Genomic DNA, 18,024 nt, shown 5'->3' with positions numbered 1-18,024 from the left:
AAGTAGTTTAAGGAGAGACTAATTACTTCTTGATCAGAAAGTGAAATCAAGTTTTTTTCAAATTTTTCAGTTAAATTTTCCATTGTTTTGATACTTTAATTTATTAAACAGTATCAATCATTAAGAATTTAGAGAGTGACAATTTTTTGACTGAACAGCCCTCATCGCTTTACCACCGTGGTTTGTTAAACTCGGTTGGTGTACCTTATGTACTCTTGATGATTGAATTATGATATAAAATTATTGATTATATATAAATAATCAAAATAGTTTATAGTTTTTTTTAATTCCTCTTATGCCTCACCAAATCAGTTACCACACCCAAAATAATGACCACATCTTCATCTTGTAATTGAATGCAATTTTTGTATTTCGGATTTAGAGAAATCAATTGTTTGTTGATGGCATCATAACGTTTGAAAGTATATTCGGAATTGTTGACCGATACCACAATATCATCATGATGTCTGGGTTCGATATCAGATCGAATGATAAGTAAATCACCTTTCAGATATTCAGGATACATACTTTCGCCACCCACACGATTAAGATAAGTTGCTTCGGGATGATTCAGTAAAATTTCATCTAAACTAATATTATTTTGTACAAAATCAGCAGCAGGAGAGGGGAAACCTGCTGAAACATCACCAAAAAATTGAACAAATCGTTTTTCACCATCTGTTTTGATAGGGATATTGATTAACTCTTCTGAGAATTTCGGAACTTGAATAAACTGTACCATTTAATAAACATTTAAAATATCTGTAAATCTTGTTGTGTAGCAAGGTGACAATCGTTCTTGCTTCATTTTCCATTTTCTACGCACATCTTGCGAAGCTAATTTTAGCATATGATCGCCATAATTTACATTTAATTGATCCATCACACTCATCAACGCTTTATGTTTTGGAGATTCTGTATGAAATAAATTCATTTGTGCTTGATTATCGGGCGTAATAGCGGAAACGATAACGCCAGCTTTTTTATAATCAGGAACTTTGCCTTCAGCAGGAACCAATTTATCCAATAAAAATAAAGCAGATTTGGACAAAACGATACTCGAATTCGAATCAAAATCTAAGGTTGTACTTAATGAGTTTGAAACAAATGATTGCTTTTCATCAAAACGATTGGTCATCACAAAAACAGTAATAATGTTGCATTTTGATTGTTCTTTTCTAAGCTTTTCGGCACAAGAAACAGCAAAAGTAGAAACACGCTCTTTCAGATTTTCATAATCATTGATTGTTTTCTCAAAACTTCGAGTTGTGGCAATTGATTTTTTGCGTTGAACTTCATCTAATTTTAAAACGCTTTCGCCTAATAATTCCTTTTTCAAACGCAATTCTACGATGGAGAAATTTCGTTTAATGTATTCATCACTCAATAATGTAAAATCATACGCGTTTTTACAACCAATAAAAGCTAAACGTTTAGCTAAACGTCGCCCAATTCCCCAGATATCCTCACATTTTAACCATTTTAAGGCTTTGTTTATTTTCTCTTTCGAATCAATCATATAAACACCATTATGATGTTTCGGAAATTTCTTCGCAATTCGATTTGCTACTTTAGCTAAAGCCTTTGTAGGAGCAATACCAATACAAACAGGAATTTTGGTAATGGTATATATTTTTTGTTTAATTTCTTGGGCGTAATTTACCAAATCATAGTTATCAAAGCCTTTGAAAAGAAGAAAAGATTCATCAATCGAATAAATTTCTATATCAGGACAATAGGATTTTAAAATCATCATCACGCGATTACTCATATCCGCATATAAAGCATAATTTGAAGAGAAAACATTGATTTTATTTAATCTAAAATTATTCTCGTATTCAAAAGCAGGAGCACCCATTGGAATCCCTAAATCTTTTGCTTCATTAGAACGTGCAATTACACAACCATCATTGTTAGAAAGTACCACAACTGGCTTTCCATTTAGGGTTGGATTAAAAACTCGTTCGCACGAAGCATAAAAATTATTGCAGTCAACTAAAGCATACATCATGTTACAAAGTTGAGCAAATAAAGCGCTACAAGGTGTCGCGGAAAAGTGTTAAAAAATAATAATTAGAAATTGATTCAGTAAATTTGTGCCATGGTACTGAATGATAGATTGAAAATGTTGGTTGACCAAGTTCCAAAAAATATTTGTGGCGTGTATTATTTATACAACGACAAGCAAGATATTATCTACATTGGAAAAAGTATTGACATTAGAAAACGATTGATTCAGCACTTCAAATCACTTGACAAAAAAGAAATCAAACTACAGTATTTTACGCATTCCATTCAATTTGAAAATACAGGAAATGAATTAATTGCTTTGTTGAGAGAATCTGAACTAATTAAGCAAAATCTACCACTATTTAATCGAGCTCAACGAAAAATTAAGTTTTTCTATGCTTTGAACAAAGAAATAAATTCGGATGGTTATCATGCATTAATTGTGAAGAAAATTGATAACTCTGGGAACGAAATTATCTCATTTACATCACAAAATGAAGCAAAAGATTATTTATTTTACATTACAGATAAATATAAGCTTTGTCAAAAAATAAATGGTTTATATAAAACCAAATCAAGTTGTTTTCAATATAGTTTAGACGAATGTAATGGAGCTTGTGTAAATAAGGAAGATGTGAAACTTTACAACAAAAGAGTTCGTCAATTTTTGAAAACAGTGCATTTACCTAAAAAGGACTTTTTATTTGAATTGGTTGGAAGAACTGAAAATGAAAAAGGTATTGTATTAATTGAAAAAGGAGTTTACAAAGGATTTGGCTATTGCGATCATTTACTTGATAATCTAGACGAAATGAAATCATTTATCGAACAAAAACAAGACAACAAAGATGTTAGAAAAATCTTATTTCGACATATTAAATCTGAATTATCCAAATAAACTCACTTGACCATCTTCCCGCTGGTAGCTGAAATCTGTAAATGCTACAATAGGTTTACAATTAAGCCAATTCATTAAGTTTTCATCATCATTTAAAACTACAGGCATACGATGTTTTGTATTGTGGATATAATCCATAATGCCAACAGCTTCAGTTGTAACTATCGTAAACGTGTCATCTGAATACAATCCTGCTAAACACATCAAATTATTGTTGATTCCAATATCATATTTGATTTTGTCTTTGCCTTCGTGTCGCCATTCATAAAAACCATCAACCAATATCACACAACGATTGGTGTAAGCATCTCGAAAAGATGGTTTTTCATCAATAGTTTCAATACGTGCGTTTAAGGTGTTATTCGAATTAAAATCATTTCCAGCCCAATGCGGAATTAAACCCCACTCGAACAAATGAATATAATCTTGTTGATTAGTGATAACAGGCAACTTTGGATGATCAAAACCTTTGAAATGAGGATTTGGCGTAAATGTAACCTCGGGTTTGAATTTCAACCTCGATTTCTTTTCAATCTGTTCTTTTGTTTTGGTAACTTTTACATGAAAACACATAGCATCAACTTTGGAATAAAGATAATGATTAGGACGAAAAGAACAATCAAAAATTGAATCAATTAAAATGATTGTAGATGAATTAAAACGAATGTTTTTTATAAAGAGTTTAATATACTACGGTTTCATATAAAACAAAAAACCTCCTTAAAATCACTTCTAAAGAGGTTATTATTTATACTATTTTGTTACCAAAAATTGGCATTAACATCTAATCGAAATAAAAACAAATAGTTATGAAATATTAATTCATACTAAGTTGGACCACTGAAAATCCCGATAAACGTAATGTTTATCGGGATTATTTTTTAATGGGGGTAGGGGGTGTTTATAAATTTTTCATCCATTCCATCATATTTGCTTGAAGTCGCATCATTTCATTTATAGTTGAGACATCAATTCTATGATTTGGAGTCATCCTAACTTCTTTTAAATGTCTTCCGGTAGCCCAAATAGCGTTTTGGATTAAATCTTTATTCTCTGAATCCATTTTTTGATTGAAATCTTCTAGTGCTAAATAAAAATTATGCTCCATTTCAAAACGCGTTTTTGGCGGAGGCATTCCGTATTTTTTGCCATTCATACTTTTTATTTTTTAATTATAAATCTTTTTCATCTTCATTCTGAAAATTGGCAGACATAGCTAATGTTCTAACTATCTCACTTATAGTATTTAAATCAATCCTTTTATTAGGTGTGTATCTTACTTTTCTTAAATGCTCACCGCTCTTTTTCATATGTACAGAAAAAATAATTCTGCCATTTTGTAAGTTCTCTCCTAAAATATTTAGTTCTCTTTCGAAATCTTTCCTAGAATCCCGGTTTCCTTTTCTTCTTTTAAACATATCCTAATAGTCAATGAGTTCATAAATAGTATCAATATTGCTATGTGCAACTCGTTGAGAAATTGCATTGTTTAATGCGTGCTTAACAAAATAATTATATCTTCCGAGTATCCATTCTTCATTGTAAAAACTTCTTCTCAAATATTTATCAGATTTATTAATTTCCAATTTTTCCAAAGGAGAACAATATTCATCTAAAAGTTGATTTATTTGCTCACAGAATTCTTTATTCAATAACGATTCAGAATTGAGGTCATCTATAATATCTTGTATTATGGCTAGGTGAGGTTCTTCGAAAAGTACTTCACATGTTAAAATGGTAGTATTAGGAATACTGTTTTTAATCTCCTCATATAATTTGACATATCCAATTTTATTAAGATTAATACCAACATCAAATAAATTTTTCTTAATTGATAGATGTGGAATACGAGCAATTTTTTCAATAAGACTTGAATTATCTTCTAGATAATTTTTGATTAACAATGAATTGTCTTTTGAAATCCTTTTTAATATAATACTACATCGCGCTGTTGATGGTTCAGGTTTATTAGAAATACATTCGTTAAATAAGACACCAATTATTGGTGGGAAGAAATCTGTTAAGTAGTCTAATGTTTCCTCTGCCTTCATATTTAAATAACTATCTGGATGGTTTAAATGCCAAATTATAAATTCAGAAATTAGTCTATCTGATGATTGTTCCTCCACATTATCATTAATCCAAGAATACTTTTGTTTAACTTCATTATCCGGTCTAATGATATAATGAAAATGTTCATTTATAATTTGGTATATTTCCGACACTTGCGAATAATTTAGTTTTCCTTCTAAAAACCAAATCAATTCTTTACAAATATACCAGTACTCCTCGTCAAAATTTAATATTTCACTTTTTAAATGCTCTAATACGGAATTTTCGTTTTCAAATAAAGATTTTATATTTTTCTTGGTCAAGTCTGTGCTATTTGACCAGTTATTATACCAAAGACTTCTTCTTTCTGTTCTATATAATTCTATTCCTTCTTTAAGTTTATCTTTTTTATTTACGCTAGCTGATTCATTTAAAGAGTCATTAAACAAATCAAAACTATCTTTCTTCTTTAACTCAGTTTCTTGCTTAGAAGTATCTTTATTTTTACTTGACTCCCAGTTGATATTCTGCTTTAGTAAGTAACCTTGTAATTTTTTAATGTTTGATTGTGATAGGTTTTTAGACAATACATCTAATAAACTTCTCTTATCCTCTTCATTAATATAAAAAGAGCCTATTAGCTCTGATGTGATAGCACAAACAGAGTCAATATTCCCGTCATTGAGTGACTCAATTTCATTTAATACTAATGCTATCTGTTCACCATAAGATGAAACATATCTGAACATATCATCATTAATGGTAAATATTTGGCACAGCCCCCATTTTAGATATGGATTACATTTTATTGTTTCTAAAATTCTTGAGATACCACTAGCTTCATTTATATTCCTAGCCCCAAGGCAATATCCATCTCCTAATCGGGGAGCATCAAAATCATATACTTCTGCATTGCGTATTAAAACATTTGGTGGTGGTAAAACCTCAAATTTATAGTATTCCAGAGCTTTATGATTTTCATTGTTTTGTATTAAAGAACCAATAAATTCTTCTTTATTATTTTTCACATAGCGTTGAAAGGTCATTTCACCAGATGCATAATCCAAAAGAGAAGCAAATTCTTGAATTACGGGGCTAGATACAGATTTTAAATTCTCTAAAGCAGTATTAATTAGAGTGACCTGAGATTCTTTATACCAACTAGGCCCCATAGATGTATTTAGCATTTCTTGGAATACTTTCTGAGACCGCTCATCATCGTTTAATATTCCATAAATCTCATTAATTTTCAGTAAATCTTCTGTTCTTTCCCATCTGTTTTGAACACCTGAAATAACATGAGATTCCCATAGTTCAACAAAAGGTATAATCTTTTCTCTATCGTATTGTATTAATATTAAAGACTGAATTATTTTGTTTAGACATTTTCTGAATCCTTCAGTATATAATCCTAATTGGTTTGAGCTTTTAGTTCTTAATGAATCCAGAAATACATCTAAATTTTCCCTGTCAAATTCATATAACAAATCAATCAACGTAGAGAAGATTAATGGAAATATATGTTCTGGTAATTGATAGCCTCTTTCCCAATTACTCCTAAAATCAAAATTAAAACTTATACTATCAGTAATTTGCTTCAATTTTAACTTTATAAAAGGTGCTTTCTCAGCTAGTTGATTTGATGATTTATAATAGTATGCTTTTCCTTCTAGGAAATGAACTTCTTCTATGAGATGTAATAGATCTTGTTCCCATGTATTTTTAAACCATGACTTATCATGACTTATAATATCATTTGAATCATCTAAAAACCCTTTACATTTGTTGTTCATACACAGCTTGTAAAAGTGTAGTTTTTCAAAATCTACACCGTTTTTGTTTCTAATAGATACCTCTTGGTCTTCTTTCAGATACTTAGTCATAATTTTTCTAAGTAAATCTGGTTGAGAAGTATTACTTAATAAAGCCTGTATTATAATCTCTCTAACGTTATTTTCATCACGATAACCATAGTCTTTTATTAGAACTTCAATATTTTTAACTATATTTTTCTCATTTTCAATAGTATTAAAAAGTTTCAGGTTAAAACTATCTAATTCTTGCTTGTAAATAAGTAATGATGTCGCATATATTTCTGTCCATGTTTCATTTATTTTTATTTCTGGTATCTCCTTCATTTCTTCAATACTAGAATGAATATCATAATACCTTAGAAGAAATGCATTATTCCATGCGCAACAATAATCTCCAATATACTTTACTACATTAGAATTATTAGCTTCAGAAGGATTGTTTTTATTTTCACTCGTTTTTAACTTCCTGCTTAGTATATTTAAATAAGCAACCAGTTCTCTTTGAGATTCTTGTAAATCTTTTCCATTCAAAATAATTGATTGAGCTTTCACAATAAATGTTGAAGAATTGATTCCGCCTTCCCTTTGCCCATCATCTAATAATTTTCTATATTCTTTTTCAATGGCATTTTTTAATATATCAATTTCATTATATGCTTGATTTTCATAAAAATGTTGCAAAAAGTGAATAGCATCTCTAATACCTATTAACAAAGTATTACGCCTTACTAAATATTTAATTGCCTGGCTATATTTCTTATTTGCAATCAAAGCCAGAACTATTTCAAATGCATATTCTACAAGTACACTGTTGTACCTAAAATCTATTCTTTGTAATAGTAACAATAAACGAATTAGTTCTGTAGCTTGCTTATAATCAATTGATAATTCAATGATGCTCTTAATGTCAGAAATGATTAAATCGGGTTCAATATGGTTTATGGCTAATTTATCAGCCCAATTTTGATTACAGTTAGAAATAGCATTAATTGGGTTACTTGATAAAGAATAATGATAAATTACATTTGTAATAGAATAAAGATTATCAGGTTCTTTTTCACAGAACTTTACAATTATATCATTACAATCCTTTATAAACAAAGGCACTTTTTTCAGGATATAATCTTTGAATGAGTTGTGATAGATTTCCTGCTTTTCTTGTCCTTTAATAAGATGACTTATTTTAGGCAATACAGAGTAGTAATTTCTACGAATATCTTCTGGTATTATATTAATTAAGTCACTTTGAGGAATGGAATGCCTCAATTGAGATAGAATTAAACAAATCCAGAGTTTGTTATTATCTTGAAATATATCTTCCCATATAGTGTTGTAATAATTTTCAATATTACCACCAATTACAGGTATATTTTCAATCCACGAATCTAATTCTTCTTCGTCATTAGTTATTTCCGAATTTAATATGTAGTCAATTAAATAATGTAAATAAAGAGGATGACCTTCTGATTTTATTGCAATTTTCTGGATATTCTCATAATCAATATTCTTACCATCTATTTTTCTTTGAATAAAATATTCGCACTGGCTTAACTCTAGGGGAGAGACTAAAATTATTCTGCTATCATTAATATGATTTTTAATGGTACTAGGCAATATGTCCCTTGAAGTACAGGAAAGAATAATCCTTACTCTTTGCGGAAGGTTTTCTGGAATAATGTTTAGAAAATCCTTTAAATTGGTAATTTCATCTAATCCATCAATAAAAAATAATCCAATTTTGTCAGCCTCTTGAAGGTATTCATTCAAAGCCTCGAAGTAATTACTTAATAATTCGATTCTCTTTTCTAATGAATCATTACTTTTTGCAGGTAGAGAGCCTGTTATTGTGATTGAAATAGTCTCTTCAATCCAATTGAAAAAGTTTTCTTTTGATATTCTAAGGCTCTTTGGCTTTTCATCATTAGGAATTTTAGTAAAGTATTTACCTAGTACAATAGAATTTTCTTCAGGTGTATAGGATGCAACATTCACAGTTTTACCAGCTCCTGGCTTGCCTTCTAAAAGAATCCAGTTTCCATTATCTTGTATTGTTTTATCTAGATTGTTTATTACGTCATGGTTAGATATTATATTAGAAATATCTTCTTCTAGCTGACTAGGAATTTCATTCGTTAGTTCTTCTCTATAAACTCTAATTCCATGACTGCTTAAATGTGATGCAATTTTATTGATAGATATAGCTCCGATTTTATCATCAAGTTGCCTTAGAGCAATCCCAATTATTCTGCCTGTTGACATTATTGGTGCTCCGGATAATCCTTCATAATTATATCCTGATTCTATGCCTTTACAATTTAAGATAAAATCATACTTTTCGTCCTCTATTAATTGATTTATATCTCCATATATTCGAAGTCCTTCTTGTTCCCCTTGATAAGGATATCCGTATGACTCCCAATTTTCATTTATCCGTATAGGAGTTTGAGTTAATGGCAAATACGAGCCATGCTCAGCACTACATTTCAATAAACATATATCGTTTTCCTCATCAGTGTACAAAATGGTACAACTTTCAACATGACCACCCTGTAAAAATATCTGAATAGCTCCTTCTTCAATAGTATCATCTAAAAAAAGATGATAAGCAGTTAGGATTATATTATTGGCAATAAAAAAACCTGTTCCGTTTTCTATTTTATATACTATTTTTACAACGGAAGATTGTAATTGTGTCGGGTTAATTATTCTATTCATAGTTACAGGCTAATTTCTAATGATTTATTATAAGGGGTTTCAATTATTTCATAATTATACTTTTCCTTTAAAGATTTGTCTTTGAAAGGCTCTATAGAGTCTAATGGATAATTAAAATATAATTTTCTGGTAAAGTTTGTTTTTCTAATGATTATTCTTGCTATTGTTTCCATATCCGGATGATTATGAGAAGAGCCATTAGTAGAGATTATATAATTCTCTGAATCAATATAATTCAGAAGTTCAGGACATGTATTGTTTTTACTGCCATGATGTGAAATTTTTATCAAATCAAATTTGACAGGAAATTCATCTGCTGTGTAATGTTTTTTTAAACTATTTATTATTGTTGAGGGATGAGAATCTCCTAAAAATAATAGATTAAAATTATCATGCTCTAAAACAAATGCCATAGAACTACCATTTGTTGCAGTGTCATCTTCTACAAATATTTCGCTTGCCAAATTCTCAATATTTATACTAGATTTAGCTGTGATGTTTTTTTTAGCCAATCGTTTTTTCTCTTTCTCTAATGAAAGTATACATTCAAAAACCTCTTCATCAAAATCTTTTAAGCTGTCGTCTGAAGAGTAATTCTTTTTATAAATTTCCAGTTTCCAATATTTCTTTAATTTCAATAATTTTTCAGTATTTGGCGATAAAATTTTGAAAGCTACATTGTCAACTTCTATTTTTTTTTTAATGTCAACAGATACACTATTTCCATCGAACAGAGCGTTGGTTTGGTGCCCAAACTTTTTAATTAAAGAAGCTAATGTAGAACCTTGCACAGCCGAAATATTTTTATCTTTCGTTTCATCTACTTCATCTTTTAAAAGATAATTAATTGGCATATTGTCGATTGGTTTACCCTTAAAAAACAAACCATCATCAATGGATTTTAAATGAACATATGAATTATGCCAAATGTTTTTAACTTCTATGATTTCATTTTGCTTATTTTCTTCGATAAACTTTATGATTCCAGAAATATGGTCGCCATCAATGTGAGTGACTATTAAATGAGAAAGATTTTTATTGGCTTCTTTTAACTCTAATAGCTTAGGTTTTATATAATTCTTGTAAGTACTTACATATCCGCCGTCTATTAATATTGCTGAATCTCCCTTAGTTTCAACTATAAAACTATCGCCATTACTTGCTGGGAAAATTGAAACTTTCATAATATATATTTTTTTATAGTATAATTAGTTGTAATTATGTTTTTTTTCGATTTAGTTAACGATAATTTTTGCTTTCAAAATAGTTTTCAGTTATCATTTTAAGTTTTAATATTAATCTAAAATTACAATATTTTAGATTAATTTAAAAAGAATTATAATGCGTTAAAATAGTATTGTTTTTTTTAAAAAAAATTAAATAAACCTCCATAAAATTTCTTCTAAAGAGGTTATTATTTATACTATTTTGTGTTCATATAGCCAAAATCGAAGTTGAGCAACAGTTACACATGTGTGACGCAATTCTCCGCTATTGCTCCGAACTGCGTACATCATCAGATTTGCTAAATAAAAAATACACGAACTTAGTTGCTATATTTTTCACTGTAGCAAATCCAGCAACCGTTAGCAGAAGTTATTCATTCGTAATCGTCATAAGAATTATCTAATTCATTGTCTATGATTAGACCTTCTTCAATCATTTTAGTAACAAATCCAGGAGCATCTTCGGTAAGATGGCTTCCATCTTCGCGAACAATTCCATCATTACTTCTTGCCCAAATTGTTGCATCATAATAATCTGAAAAAAATTCAATTGTAGCTCTTCCTAATCCTTGACCAGTAATTGGAACATACATTCTTGCTAATAAATATTTAGATGAATCAAATTCATCTTCAATAAATACAAAATCTTCATAATTACCAATTACTTCACCATTTTCTAAATATACTATTTCAGAATCATCATCAATTCTTATTTTAATAACTCTACCATTAGATAATTGGTATTCTCTTTCATTATCATTTTCGTGTAATAATACTGCTCTTGCCATAAATTAAATTTTTATTTTTTGTTCTGAGTTCCGCTAACATCGTTTTTATCAAAACATATATATCTACATTTTGAAAAATGTAGTCCAAACATACAACAACCATCTCACAAAAAACTACGGTTTCCCGTAAATACAAAAATTTCGCTTAGTAAGAATAAATCAAAAGAAAATTTTAATAATTATATTAAATTGTTACTTATTAATAAGTTCTATTTGAATTTAAGAAATTACTTTTTATTTTTAAAGTACAGATAAAATTAATTATCTAGTTTGAAATATTTTTATATGTTATTTCAGAGGGATCGTCTGATTAGAAATTATTAAATTGCAAAGCTTTTCCTTTATGAAAAGCGTAAGTAAAAATGTCTAAACAAAAGGAAAAAAAGAATTTAACACCACCCCATCTTATAAAATATATGGGAGCTAAAACTAGTATTATTGAGTATATTATTGAAAATATAGATAATAAAAATTTCAATGGGAATGTTTATGATATATTTGCAGGAACTACAATAGTGTCTGCGTACCTTAACAGAAAATATAATGTTATAGTTAATGATATACAAGAATATTCAACAGTACTTGCAAAATCTTATTTGAATAAAATAAATGTAAATGAATTTGATGTTAAATTATTTCAGAAAAACACTTTAGAATATGTAAATTATTTTAAAAATAAATATAATTTATTTTATTCATATACAAATACACTTGACATAGAAGAATTTATTGAAATTGAAAATCAAGAAAAAGAATTATTAAATATCAATTTCAATAATGACGATAATCACTTATTTGTGAAAACATATTCAGGTACATATTGGTCTTTCGAACAATGTTTATGGATTGATTCAATATATCGTTCATCTCAGAAATACAAAAATAATAATATTTATGAATTACTTATTGGTTCTTTAATGTTTGCTATGTCTTATTCTTCTCAGAGTACAGGACATTTTGCTCAGTATAGAACGGTAAAGGACGAAAAGAATATGAGAGATATTTTGAATTATCGCCTTAAAGATGTTTATAGCTTGTTTTTGATGAAGTTGAATCAATTATTTGAATACGATAGAAATCAGATATATAATTTTGAAGTAAATAATTTAAGTTTTGAAAAAATATTAAAAGATATTAAACCGAATAGTTTAGTCTATGCCGATCCACCATATGCGAATGTACATTATTCGAGATTCTATCATGCACTTGAAACTATTGTAAAATATGATTATCCTGAAACAAAATTTAAAGGAAGATATAGAACAGATAGACATCAATCACCGTTTAGTAAAAGTTCCGAAGCAATGGACGCTTTTGGAAAAATGTTTACTTTAATTAATAAAAAACAAAGCCATTTAGTTTTAAGTTATAGTGATGGAGGTGTAGTCACAATTGAAGAATTACTTAAATTAGCTAGATCAAAATTTAGTAAAGATTATACTGTAGAGCTAAAAGAAAAGGATTATCTTCATAGTCGTATGGGAAGAAAAGGTGAAAAAAGTATTCCAGTAAAAGAAATTTTGATTATTGCAACTTTTAACGATTAAAGTAATTTATGGAAATTAATTTAGAAAAGTTAACTACTTCTTGGACTAAGTATGATATTGTTCGTGTTATGGAGGTATTATATGATAAAGAAACTTTAATATCATATTTAAATCAAACTAGTATAATAAACATACCTATATTAAAAGCTTTTTTAGGAGTTAAAGAATTAAATATAGATTCTTTACCTACGTATTGGTTGGAAATATTTAAATATCCAAAAGAAAAGAAAATTTTCGCTTTATTTTCTGTTATTTTAACTCATCATGAGGTAATTAAATTATTTAGAGATAAATACTCTAAAGATAATTTTAAAGGAATTTTTCTTATTGATGAGGGAAAAATGTATACTAATATCCGAAGTTGCTTAGTTGAATCCGAAGCTGCAAGTCCTAAGCATAGGAGAACCAAAGTAGTTCCTTATGAATTTGATGTTATTTTTCAAAATATCCAAGTAGGTAAATTATTTAAACAATTGTTAATAGAGCGTTTAGATAAAATTGTTGATATAGAAATTAACGAAACAAATTATTTAGAAATTGTCAAGTATTTAAATCTTTCTAAAGTTTTTAGCTGTGAAGAAGATTTTTTTATAGATTGGCTTGAATCTGCAACTAAAATTGAAAAACAAAAATTTTCAAATTATCCTTATATTAAAGAATTTTCAATAGAAAGTTTTTACTCTGTTTATGATAAAATGTATATTCATTTAGATAACTCAAAAGAAATATATTTTCTAGGAGAAAATGGAGATGGTAAATCATTGATTCTTATGGGGATATATTTAGCATTTAACCAACATTATATTTTAAAAAATACTGAACAAGAGAAAACAGGTAGAGTTGCTGATATGATAAACAACAATCCAAAACTTCTTTTACATGCTAAAGATAGTTTAGATAATAAATTTGGTACAAAAGTAAAAGCCTCAGAAACTAAACACCTTCCTAACTTCTTTGCTTATGGTACTCATAGAGGACGTTATTCTAGTGACGACCATGAAGAATATGGTTTTATGTCTTTATTTTCAACAGAAGAAAAATTAATGAGCCCTGAGAAATGGCTAAAGGATCAAAAACTTTTAGATCTTAGTAAAAGTGAAGATTTTAGATTTTCTTCATTTGAAGTAATAGAAAAAACATTATCCGAAATCTTAGAAAACAATGTAAAGCCAGAACTACAAGGAACTGATTTAATATTTAAAGAAAAAGGAAAGGAGCTACAGTTTGATCAGTTATCAGAAGGATATAGAAGTGTAACCATTTTTGTTGTGGATTTGCTATATAGATTAACAAAAATCACAAAATCGGGGGAAGATATTTTTAGAACACCTGCTATTGTTATTGTAGACGAGATAGATTCTCATCTACATCCTAAGTGGAAATTAACATTGGTTCAAAAGCTTAGAAAGTTATTCCCTAATATTCAATTTATATTTACAACACATAGTCCTACAATTATACAAGGGGCTTCAGATGACGCCATTATATATAAGGTATTTAGAAATTCTGAAACAGGTAATACTAGTATTACAGACGATTATTTTAGAAAAGACATGAACCATATGATGTTGAATACATTGGTAACATCTTCACTTTTTGGTTTAGAAAATGCCCGCTTGTCAAACAACAATGAAGAACCCGATACGAATGATGATGATTTGACATCAAGAATCCATAAAATTGCAAAGCAAAGAATCCAGGAGAAAAAGGCAAAAAGATCTACTCCTCTATCTGAAGAAGAAATCGATGAACTAATTAAAAGTGTTTTTGAAAATTATGATTAAAGTTTCAAAAAATTTAAATGATGTTCCTAAATCCTTAGTTCATACTTCTGGAACCATTGGAAGTAATACACACACAAAAAGACAAGAGTTGATAGATAGCATTTCCTATATTGATACAGCACCTTATAATAATAGGTATAAATATTCTGATACTAAAGAAAAATTAAAAGTAATCTATAATGGAAAATGTGCATTTTGTGAAAATAAAGTGGAACAGCTCCATATAGAACATTATCGACCTAAAGCTATTTATTATTGGTTAGCTTTTAGTTGGGATAACTTACTATTAGCTTGTCCAAATTGTAATCAATTTAAAGGGAATAATTTTCAAACGATTGGACCAATTGCTACCTATGCTAATGTTTTTTTAAATAGCTATAATAATTATTCATCTCATTATGATGTAATTGAACAACCTCTACTTATAAACCCTGAAGTAATTGACCCTAGTTCGATTTTTACTTTCTCCAAGAATGGTAAAATCTCAAGTAATAACCCTAGAGGAATTTATACGATTCAGACCTGTAAACTTGACCGAGATCATTTGAATGATGAAAGAAAAAAAATACTAGATGATTTTGAAAATGACATTATATTAGCTTTTGCTACATTTAACAATACTGATGATCAAAAAGTTGCAATATCTCAAACTATGAATTCATTTCTAAAGAGATTACAAAATTCTGAAGAGAACTTTATAGCTTTTCGCAAAAAATGTATAGAAATGAAATATTTAGATGATATAATAAAAAAGTGCATTCGTTCATGAATGCACTTTTTTATTACTAATGTTCTTATTCTAAGTTTTGTATTTCTTCCAACTCTACTTCATTATTTAATGTTATCCCTGAAGCTTCAGGTTCTAGTGAATCAGAAATTGTTTTATCAAATATTTTTCTAATATATTCGTATGCACCCTTGAAAGCTGATCCACCGTAAAGTTTCTTGTTATTTAGATTATCTGTATTTGCATTCAATACATGAAAAAAGCGAGTGGATTTATTAGATAAGATAGTTTCTTTATTATCTATATAGTTATTTTCTTCATCAAAGTTTTCTTCTAAAATTAAGTTTGAAATAAATCCTAAAACCAAATCTATGCCTCGATTAGATAGTTAATAATCTTTATTCTGCAGTATTTTATTCCCTATAGTAAATATTTCTTTTAAGTTTGAGCTCAATTGATTTATTTCTTTTTTATTTGTCACTTTTTGTCCAAAAATATTTTTTTCATTACCTACAAAATCAAATTTAATTAAAGTATCAACGAGCCCTTTTAATGTTATCTTATTCTGTTTTGAATCACCAACTAATCCAAAATGAACATGATCTTTAAAAGGATTTGATTTACATAGTTCTTTTACAGTAAGAACAGCAATCCTAATTAAAAACTCAGGTGAACTTTTAATCTAAAATCTAACACCTGAGTAATAAATGAACGTCATGCCTATGACTTATATTCATTTCGAATTTAAGATTTTTATTTTAAACTAACCGTTTTTAATTATTTAATGTCTTTTACTTTTTTTACAAACTCCTCGTAAGTTTCAGATTTTTCGTTGTCCCAAATTGTTGGTTCTGTTAAATCATATATACTTACTCTAAATAATTTTGCAATTTCTATCAGTTCTTCTAATGATGGCTGTCTTTTGTTATTACATCATATTATTATGTAAATTAGTGTTTTACAAAAAATGATAATATGAAGTATTTCTATTTTACCATTGTATTATCTACTACCTTATTCATGGGGTGCAAGAAAGAGGAGGAACAGATTAATGAATTGTGTCTGTATAAACTGGAAAGTACATTGCAAACCAATGAATCTTTGCAACAAGAATTATTGAAAATGCAAGAAGAGATTAGCTTGCTTCAAGAAAAATTAGAAATCGCAAGGAAATTGGCGGAAGTTGAATGAATAAAGGCTCTAATAAGGAGCCTTTATTCATTATTATATTTATTTAAATCAAAATCGAAATCTAAAAGAATTTTTGGATGAACATTTAAAGCTTTAGATATTCGAATTAAATTACGTATAGTTAAGTTCGTTTTTCCTTTTTCATATTTATTAATATCGCTTGAATCAATTCCGCTTAAATATTCTAAATCATCTAAAGTTTGATTGTTTTTTTCTCTAAGATATGAAATTTGCTTTCCTATTTCAATTAAAAATTCGTCTGTTATATCCATTTCTACAGTATTTCAAAGCAAATTGAGATTATTATTAAAAATTTCTTTAGGGATATATCCCTATAATTAAAAAATATTGTTATATTTGTATAAGCGAATTGATAGTTAGACTTTTAATAGTCATAATTAAAACGATGTAATCTCGAACCGAAACGACCAATTTTCTATCGAGAGTATCGTGAAATCGCTCCATGTCTCAAAAGTTTCGTACTTTCGCATACGGCATGGGCGGTTTTCACATATGCTTTAGGTAGAAGCTTAAATTTATTTAAGTAGGGTTTGGTCGCCCTCGGTACTAAAGTGTGAAGTCGCCTTGCTTTTTTTCAAGAAATTCTTCATATACGAGTAACATCGTTCCATAAAACCCAACACAAAATGAGAACGAAACAATTTCCATTCATCCGTAAAAAACCGCCAGACAAAGTCTGTTGGTGTTACTAATTCTTTTAAAGAACAAATCTCCGTTTTATAACATTTAACGGATCGTAAAGAAAAGGACTATCCTTTTTTTACACGCTCTCTATCAGAGCCTCGGTAAGGAGACTTTGACAGCTAGGTTATACTCTTTTTTTCGCACATTAAAAGTAATGCCTTTCATATCATTTTCCAAATTTATTGGGGTTCTGCTACCTTTTATTTAGATATGAGACGTGAGATTTTAGTATTGAGAGGATTGTAGTATGTAATAAGTACAGATTAGATGTTAGATATGAGAATTGAGAATTGAGATATTAGAGTTGTTGAAAGTGATAACGAATTTGAATATTGAAAAAGGATGAAGAAACTGGCATTAAAACTCTCACGTTAAGAAAATGGTTGAATGTAACGTTAAAAAGTTTTTAGCCCGTAGGGTTTGTAAAAAGTTTAGTGGAGTGAAAACATTTTTAGTAGAGAGGTTTACGGCCAAGAGTTTTTTGATTACTTTTTTGCTCATTTCCCCGAAGGGCATATGAATACTGATAATTAAAATAGATAAGTAATGAATAAAAAAGTGATAGAA

Annotated in this window: 15 protein-coding genes and 1 riboswitch; of the genes, 5 read left to right on the top strand and 10 right to left on the bottom strand. The window is 28.6% G+C overall.

The window, feature by feature from the left end; translation table 11 throughout:
- Nucleotides 1–132 precede the first annotated feature (132 nt).
- Nucleotides 133–227, bottom strand: a riboswitch (SAM-I-IV-variant riboswitch).
- 56 nt (nt 228–283) lie between these two features.
- Both B2217_RS14905 and B2217_RS14900 read right to left on the bottom strand, forming a co-directional pair.
- On the bottom strand, nt 284–742 hold the full coding sequence (locus B2217_RS14905) for a LexA family protein (protein WP_280038067.1): 459 nt from the start codon (nt 740–742) through the stop codon (nt 284–286).
- On the bottom strand, nt 743–2,011 hold the full coding sequence (locus B2217_RS14900) for a Y-family DNA polymerase (RefSeq protein ID WP_349680545.1): 1,269 nt from the start codon (nt 2,009–2,011) through the stop codon (nt 743–745).
- A 90-nt stretch (nt 2,012–2,101) separates the two neighbouring features.
- On the opposite strand from B2217_RS14900, the gene B2217_RS14895 reads away from it, so the two are divergent.
- Nucleotides 2,102–2,908 (top strand): GIY-YIG nuclease family protein, encoded by an 807-nt coding sequence (locus tag B2217_RS14895; RefSeq protein ID WP_291122999.1) that lies wholly within the window; start codon nt 2,102–2,104, stop codon nt 2,906–2,908.
- Here the strand turns inward: B2217_RS14895 and B2217_RS14890 are convergent.
- The 6 genes from B2217_RS14890 to B2217_RS14865 all read right to left on the bottom strand — a co-directional run bounded on the left by B2217_RS14890 (nt 2,897) and on the right by B2217_RS14865 (nt 11,503).
- Nucleotides 2,897–3,481 (bottom strand): SOS response-associated peptidase, encoded by a 585-nt coding sequence (locus B2217_RS14890; RefSeq protein WP_291122997.1) that lies wholly within the window; start codon nt 3,479–3,481, stop codon nt 2,897–2,899. The genes B2217_RS14895 and B2217_RS14890 overlap by 12 nt on opposite strands.
- A 328-nt stretch (nt 3,482–3,809) precedes the next feature.
- Nucleotides 3,810–4,064 (bottom strand): hypothetical protein, encoded by a 255-nt coding sequence (locus B2217_RS14885; protein ID WP_115000501.1) that lies wholly within the window; start codon nt 4,062–4,064, stop codon nt 3,810–3,812.
- A 16-nt stretch (nt 4,065–4,080) separates the two neighbouring features.
- On the bottom strand, nt 4,081–4,326 hold the full coding sequence (locus tag B2217_RS14880) for a hypothetical protein (protein ID WP_115000499.1): 246 nt from the start codon (nt 4,324–4,326) through the stop codon (nt 4,081–4,083).
- Between the two features lie 3 nt (nt 4,327–4,329).
- Entirely contained in the window at nt 4,330–9,489 is a 5,160-nt protein-coding gene (locus B2217_RS14875; RefSeq protein WP_115000498.1) for a S1 family peptidase, read from the bottom strand.
- Nucleotides 9,490–9,491: 2 nt separating this feature from the next.
- Nucleotides 9,492–10,673 carry a ComEC/Rec2 family competence protein gene (locus tag B2217_RS14870; RefSeq protein ID WP_115000496.1) on the bottom strand — a complete coding sequence of 394 codons (1,182 nt, stop codon included), beginning with the start codon at nt 10,671–10,673 and terminating at the stop codon, nt 9,492–9,494.
- Between the two features lie 416 nt (nt 10,674–11,089).
- Nucleotides 11,090–11,503, bottom strand: coding sequence for a hypothetical protein (locus tag B2217_RS14865; protein ID WP_115000494.1), 414 nt, complete (start codon nt 11,501–11,503; stop codon nt 11,090–11,092).
- A gap of 362 nt (nt 11,504–11,865) precedes the next feature.
- Between B2217_RS14865 and B2217_RS14860 the strand changes: the two genes are divergently transcribed.
- From B2217_RS14860 to B2217_RS14850, 3 genes are read left to right on the top strand one after another with little or no spacing between them, the layout of a single operon-like run.
- Nucleotides 11,866–13,050: a DNA adenine methylase gene (locus B2217_RS14860; RefSeq protein WP_115000493.1), complete on the top strand. Its 1,185-nt coding sequence runs from the start codon at nt 11,866–11,868 to the stop codon at nt 13,048–13,050.
- Nucleotides 13,051–13,058: 8 nt separating this feature from the next.
- Nucleotides 13,059–14,834 (top strand): AAA family ATPase, encoded by a 1,776-nt coding sequence (locus B2217_RS14855; RefSeq protein ID WP_115000491.1) that lies wholly within the window; start codon nt 13,059–13,061, stop codon nt 14,832–14,834.
- Nucleotides 14,827–15,603 (top strand): retron system putative HNH endonuclease, encoded by a 777-nt coding sequence (locus B2217_RS14850; protein WP_115000489.1) that lies wholly within the window; start codon nt 14,827–14,829, stop codon nt 15,601–15,603. Before B2217_RS14855 ends, B2217_RS14850 begins: the two co-directional genes overlap by 8 nt.
- A 25-nt stretch (nt 15,604–15,628) precedes the next feature.
- Here the strand turns inward: B2217_RS14850 and B2217_RS14845 are convergent, their stop codons facing one another.
- Entirely contained in the window at nt 15,629–15,928 is a 300-nt protein-coding gene (locus tag B2217_RS14845; RefSeq protein WP_115000488.1) for a hypothetical protein, read from the bottom strand.
- Between the two features lie 608 nt (nt 15,929–16,536).
- Here B2217_RS14845 and B2217_RS14840 point away from each other — a divergent pair.
- Nucleotides 16,537–16,752: a hypothetical protein gene (locus B2217_RS14840; RefSeq protein WP_291122990.1), complete on the top strand. Its 216-nt coding sequence runs from the start codon at nt 16,537–16,539 to the stop codon at nt 16,750–16,752.
- Nucleotides 16,753–16,775: 23 nt separating this feature from the next.
- On the opposite strand, the gene B2217_RS14835 is transcribed toward B2217_RS14840, so the two are convergent.
- Nucleotides 16,776–17,024 carry a helix-turn-helix domain-containing protein gene (locus B2217_RS14835; protein ID WP_280046390.1) on the bottom strand — a complete coding sequence of 83 codons (249 nt, stop codon included), beginning with the start codon at nt 17,022–17,024 and terminating at the stop codon, nt 16,776–16,778.
- Nucleotides 17,025–18,024 lie beyond the last annotated feature (1,000 nt).

Origin of the sequence: Empedobacter sp. UBA7620 (genome assembly GCF_002484185.1) — a bacterium.
In the GTDB taxonomy this organism is placed as follows: domain Bacteria; phylum Bacteroidota; class Bacteroidia; order Flavobacteriales; family Weeksellaceae; genus Empedobacter; species Empedobacter falsenii_C.
The sequence above is the reverse complement of the archived record's forward strand: the minus strand, read 5'-3'. Positions and strand labels throughout refer to the sequence as shown.

Coding starts and splice junctions, on each gene's coding strand:
- B2217_RS14875 (WP_115000498.1), bottom strand. CDS start 9,489: ATGAATAGAATAATTAACCCGACACAATTACAATCTTCCGTTGTAAAA.
- B2217_RS14900 (WP_349680545.1), bottom strand. CDS start 2,011: ATGATGTATGCTTTAGTTGACTGCAATAATTTTTATGCTTCGTGCGAA.
- B2217_RS14855 (WP_115000491.1), top strand. CDS start 13,059: ATGGAAATTAATTTAGAAAAGTTAACTACTTCTTGGACTAAGTATGAT.
- B2217_RS14840 (WP_291122990.1), top strand. CDS start 16,537: ATGAAGTATTTCTATTTTACCATTGTATTATCTACTACCTTATTCATG.
- B2217_RS14870 (WP_115000496.1), bottom strand. CDS start 10,673: ATGAAAGTTTCAATTTTCCCAGCAAGTAATGGCGATAGTTTTATAGTT.
- B2217_RS14860 (WP_115000493.1), top strand. CDS start 11,866: ATGTCTAAACAAAAGGAAAAAAAGAATTTAACACCACCCCATCTTATA.
- B2217_RS14905 (WP_280038067.1), bottom strand. CDS start 742: ATGGTACAGTTTATTCAAGTTCCGAAATTCTCAGAAGAGTTAATCAAT.
- B2217_RS14865 (WP_115000494.1), bottom strand. CDS start 11,503: ATGGCAAGAGCAGTATTATTACACGAAAATGATAATGAAAGAGAATAC.
- B2217_RS14835 (WP_280046390.1), bottom strand. CDS start 17,024: ATGGATATAACAGACGAATTTTTAATTGAAATAGGAAAGCAAATTTCA.
- B2217_RS14850 (WP_115000489.1), top strand. CDS start 14,827: ATGATTAAAGTTTCAAAAAATTTAAATGATGTTCCTAAATCCTTAGTT.
- B2217_RS14885 (WP_115000501.1), bottom strand. CDS start 4,064: ATGAATGGCAAAAAATACGGAATGCCTCCGCCAAAAACGCGTTTTGAA.
- B2217_RS14895 (WP_291122999.1), top strand. CDS start 2,102: ATGGTACTGAATGATAGATTGAAAATGTTGGTTGACCAAGTTCCAAAA.
- B2217_RS14880 (WP_115000499.1), bottom strand. CDS start 4,326: ATGTTTAAAAGAAGAAAAGGAAACCGGGATTCTAGGAAAGATTTCGAA.
- B2217_RS14890 (WP_291122997.1), bottom strand. CDS start 3,481: ATGTGTTTTCATGTAAAAGTTACCAAAACAAAAGAACAGATTGAAAAG.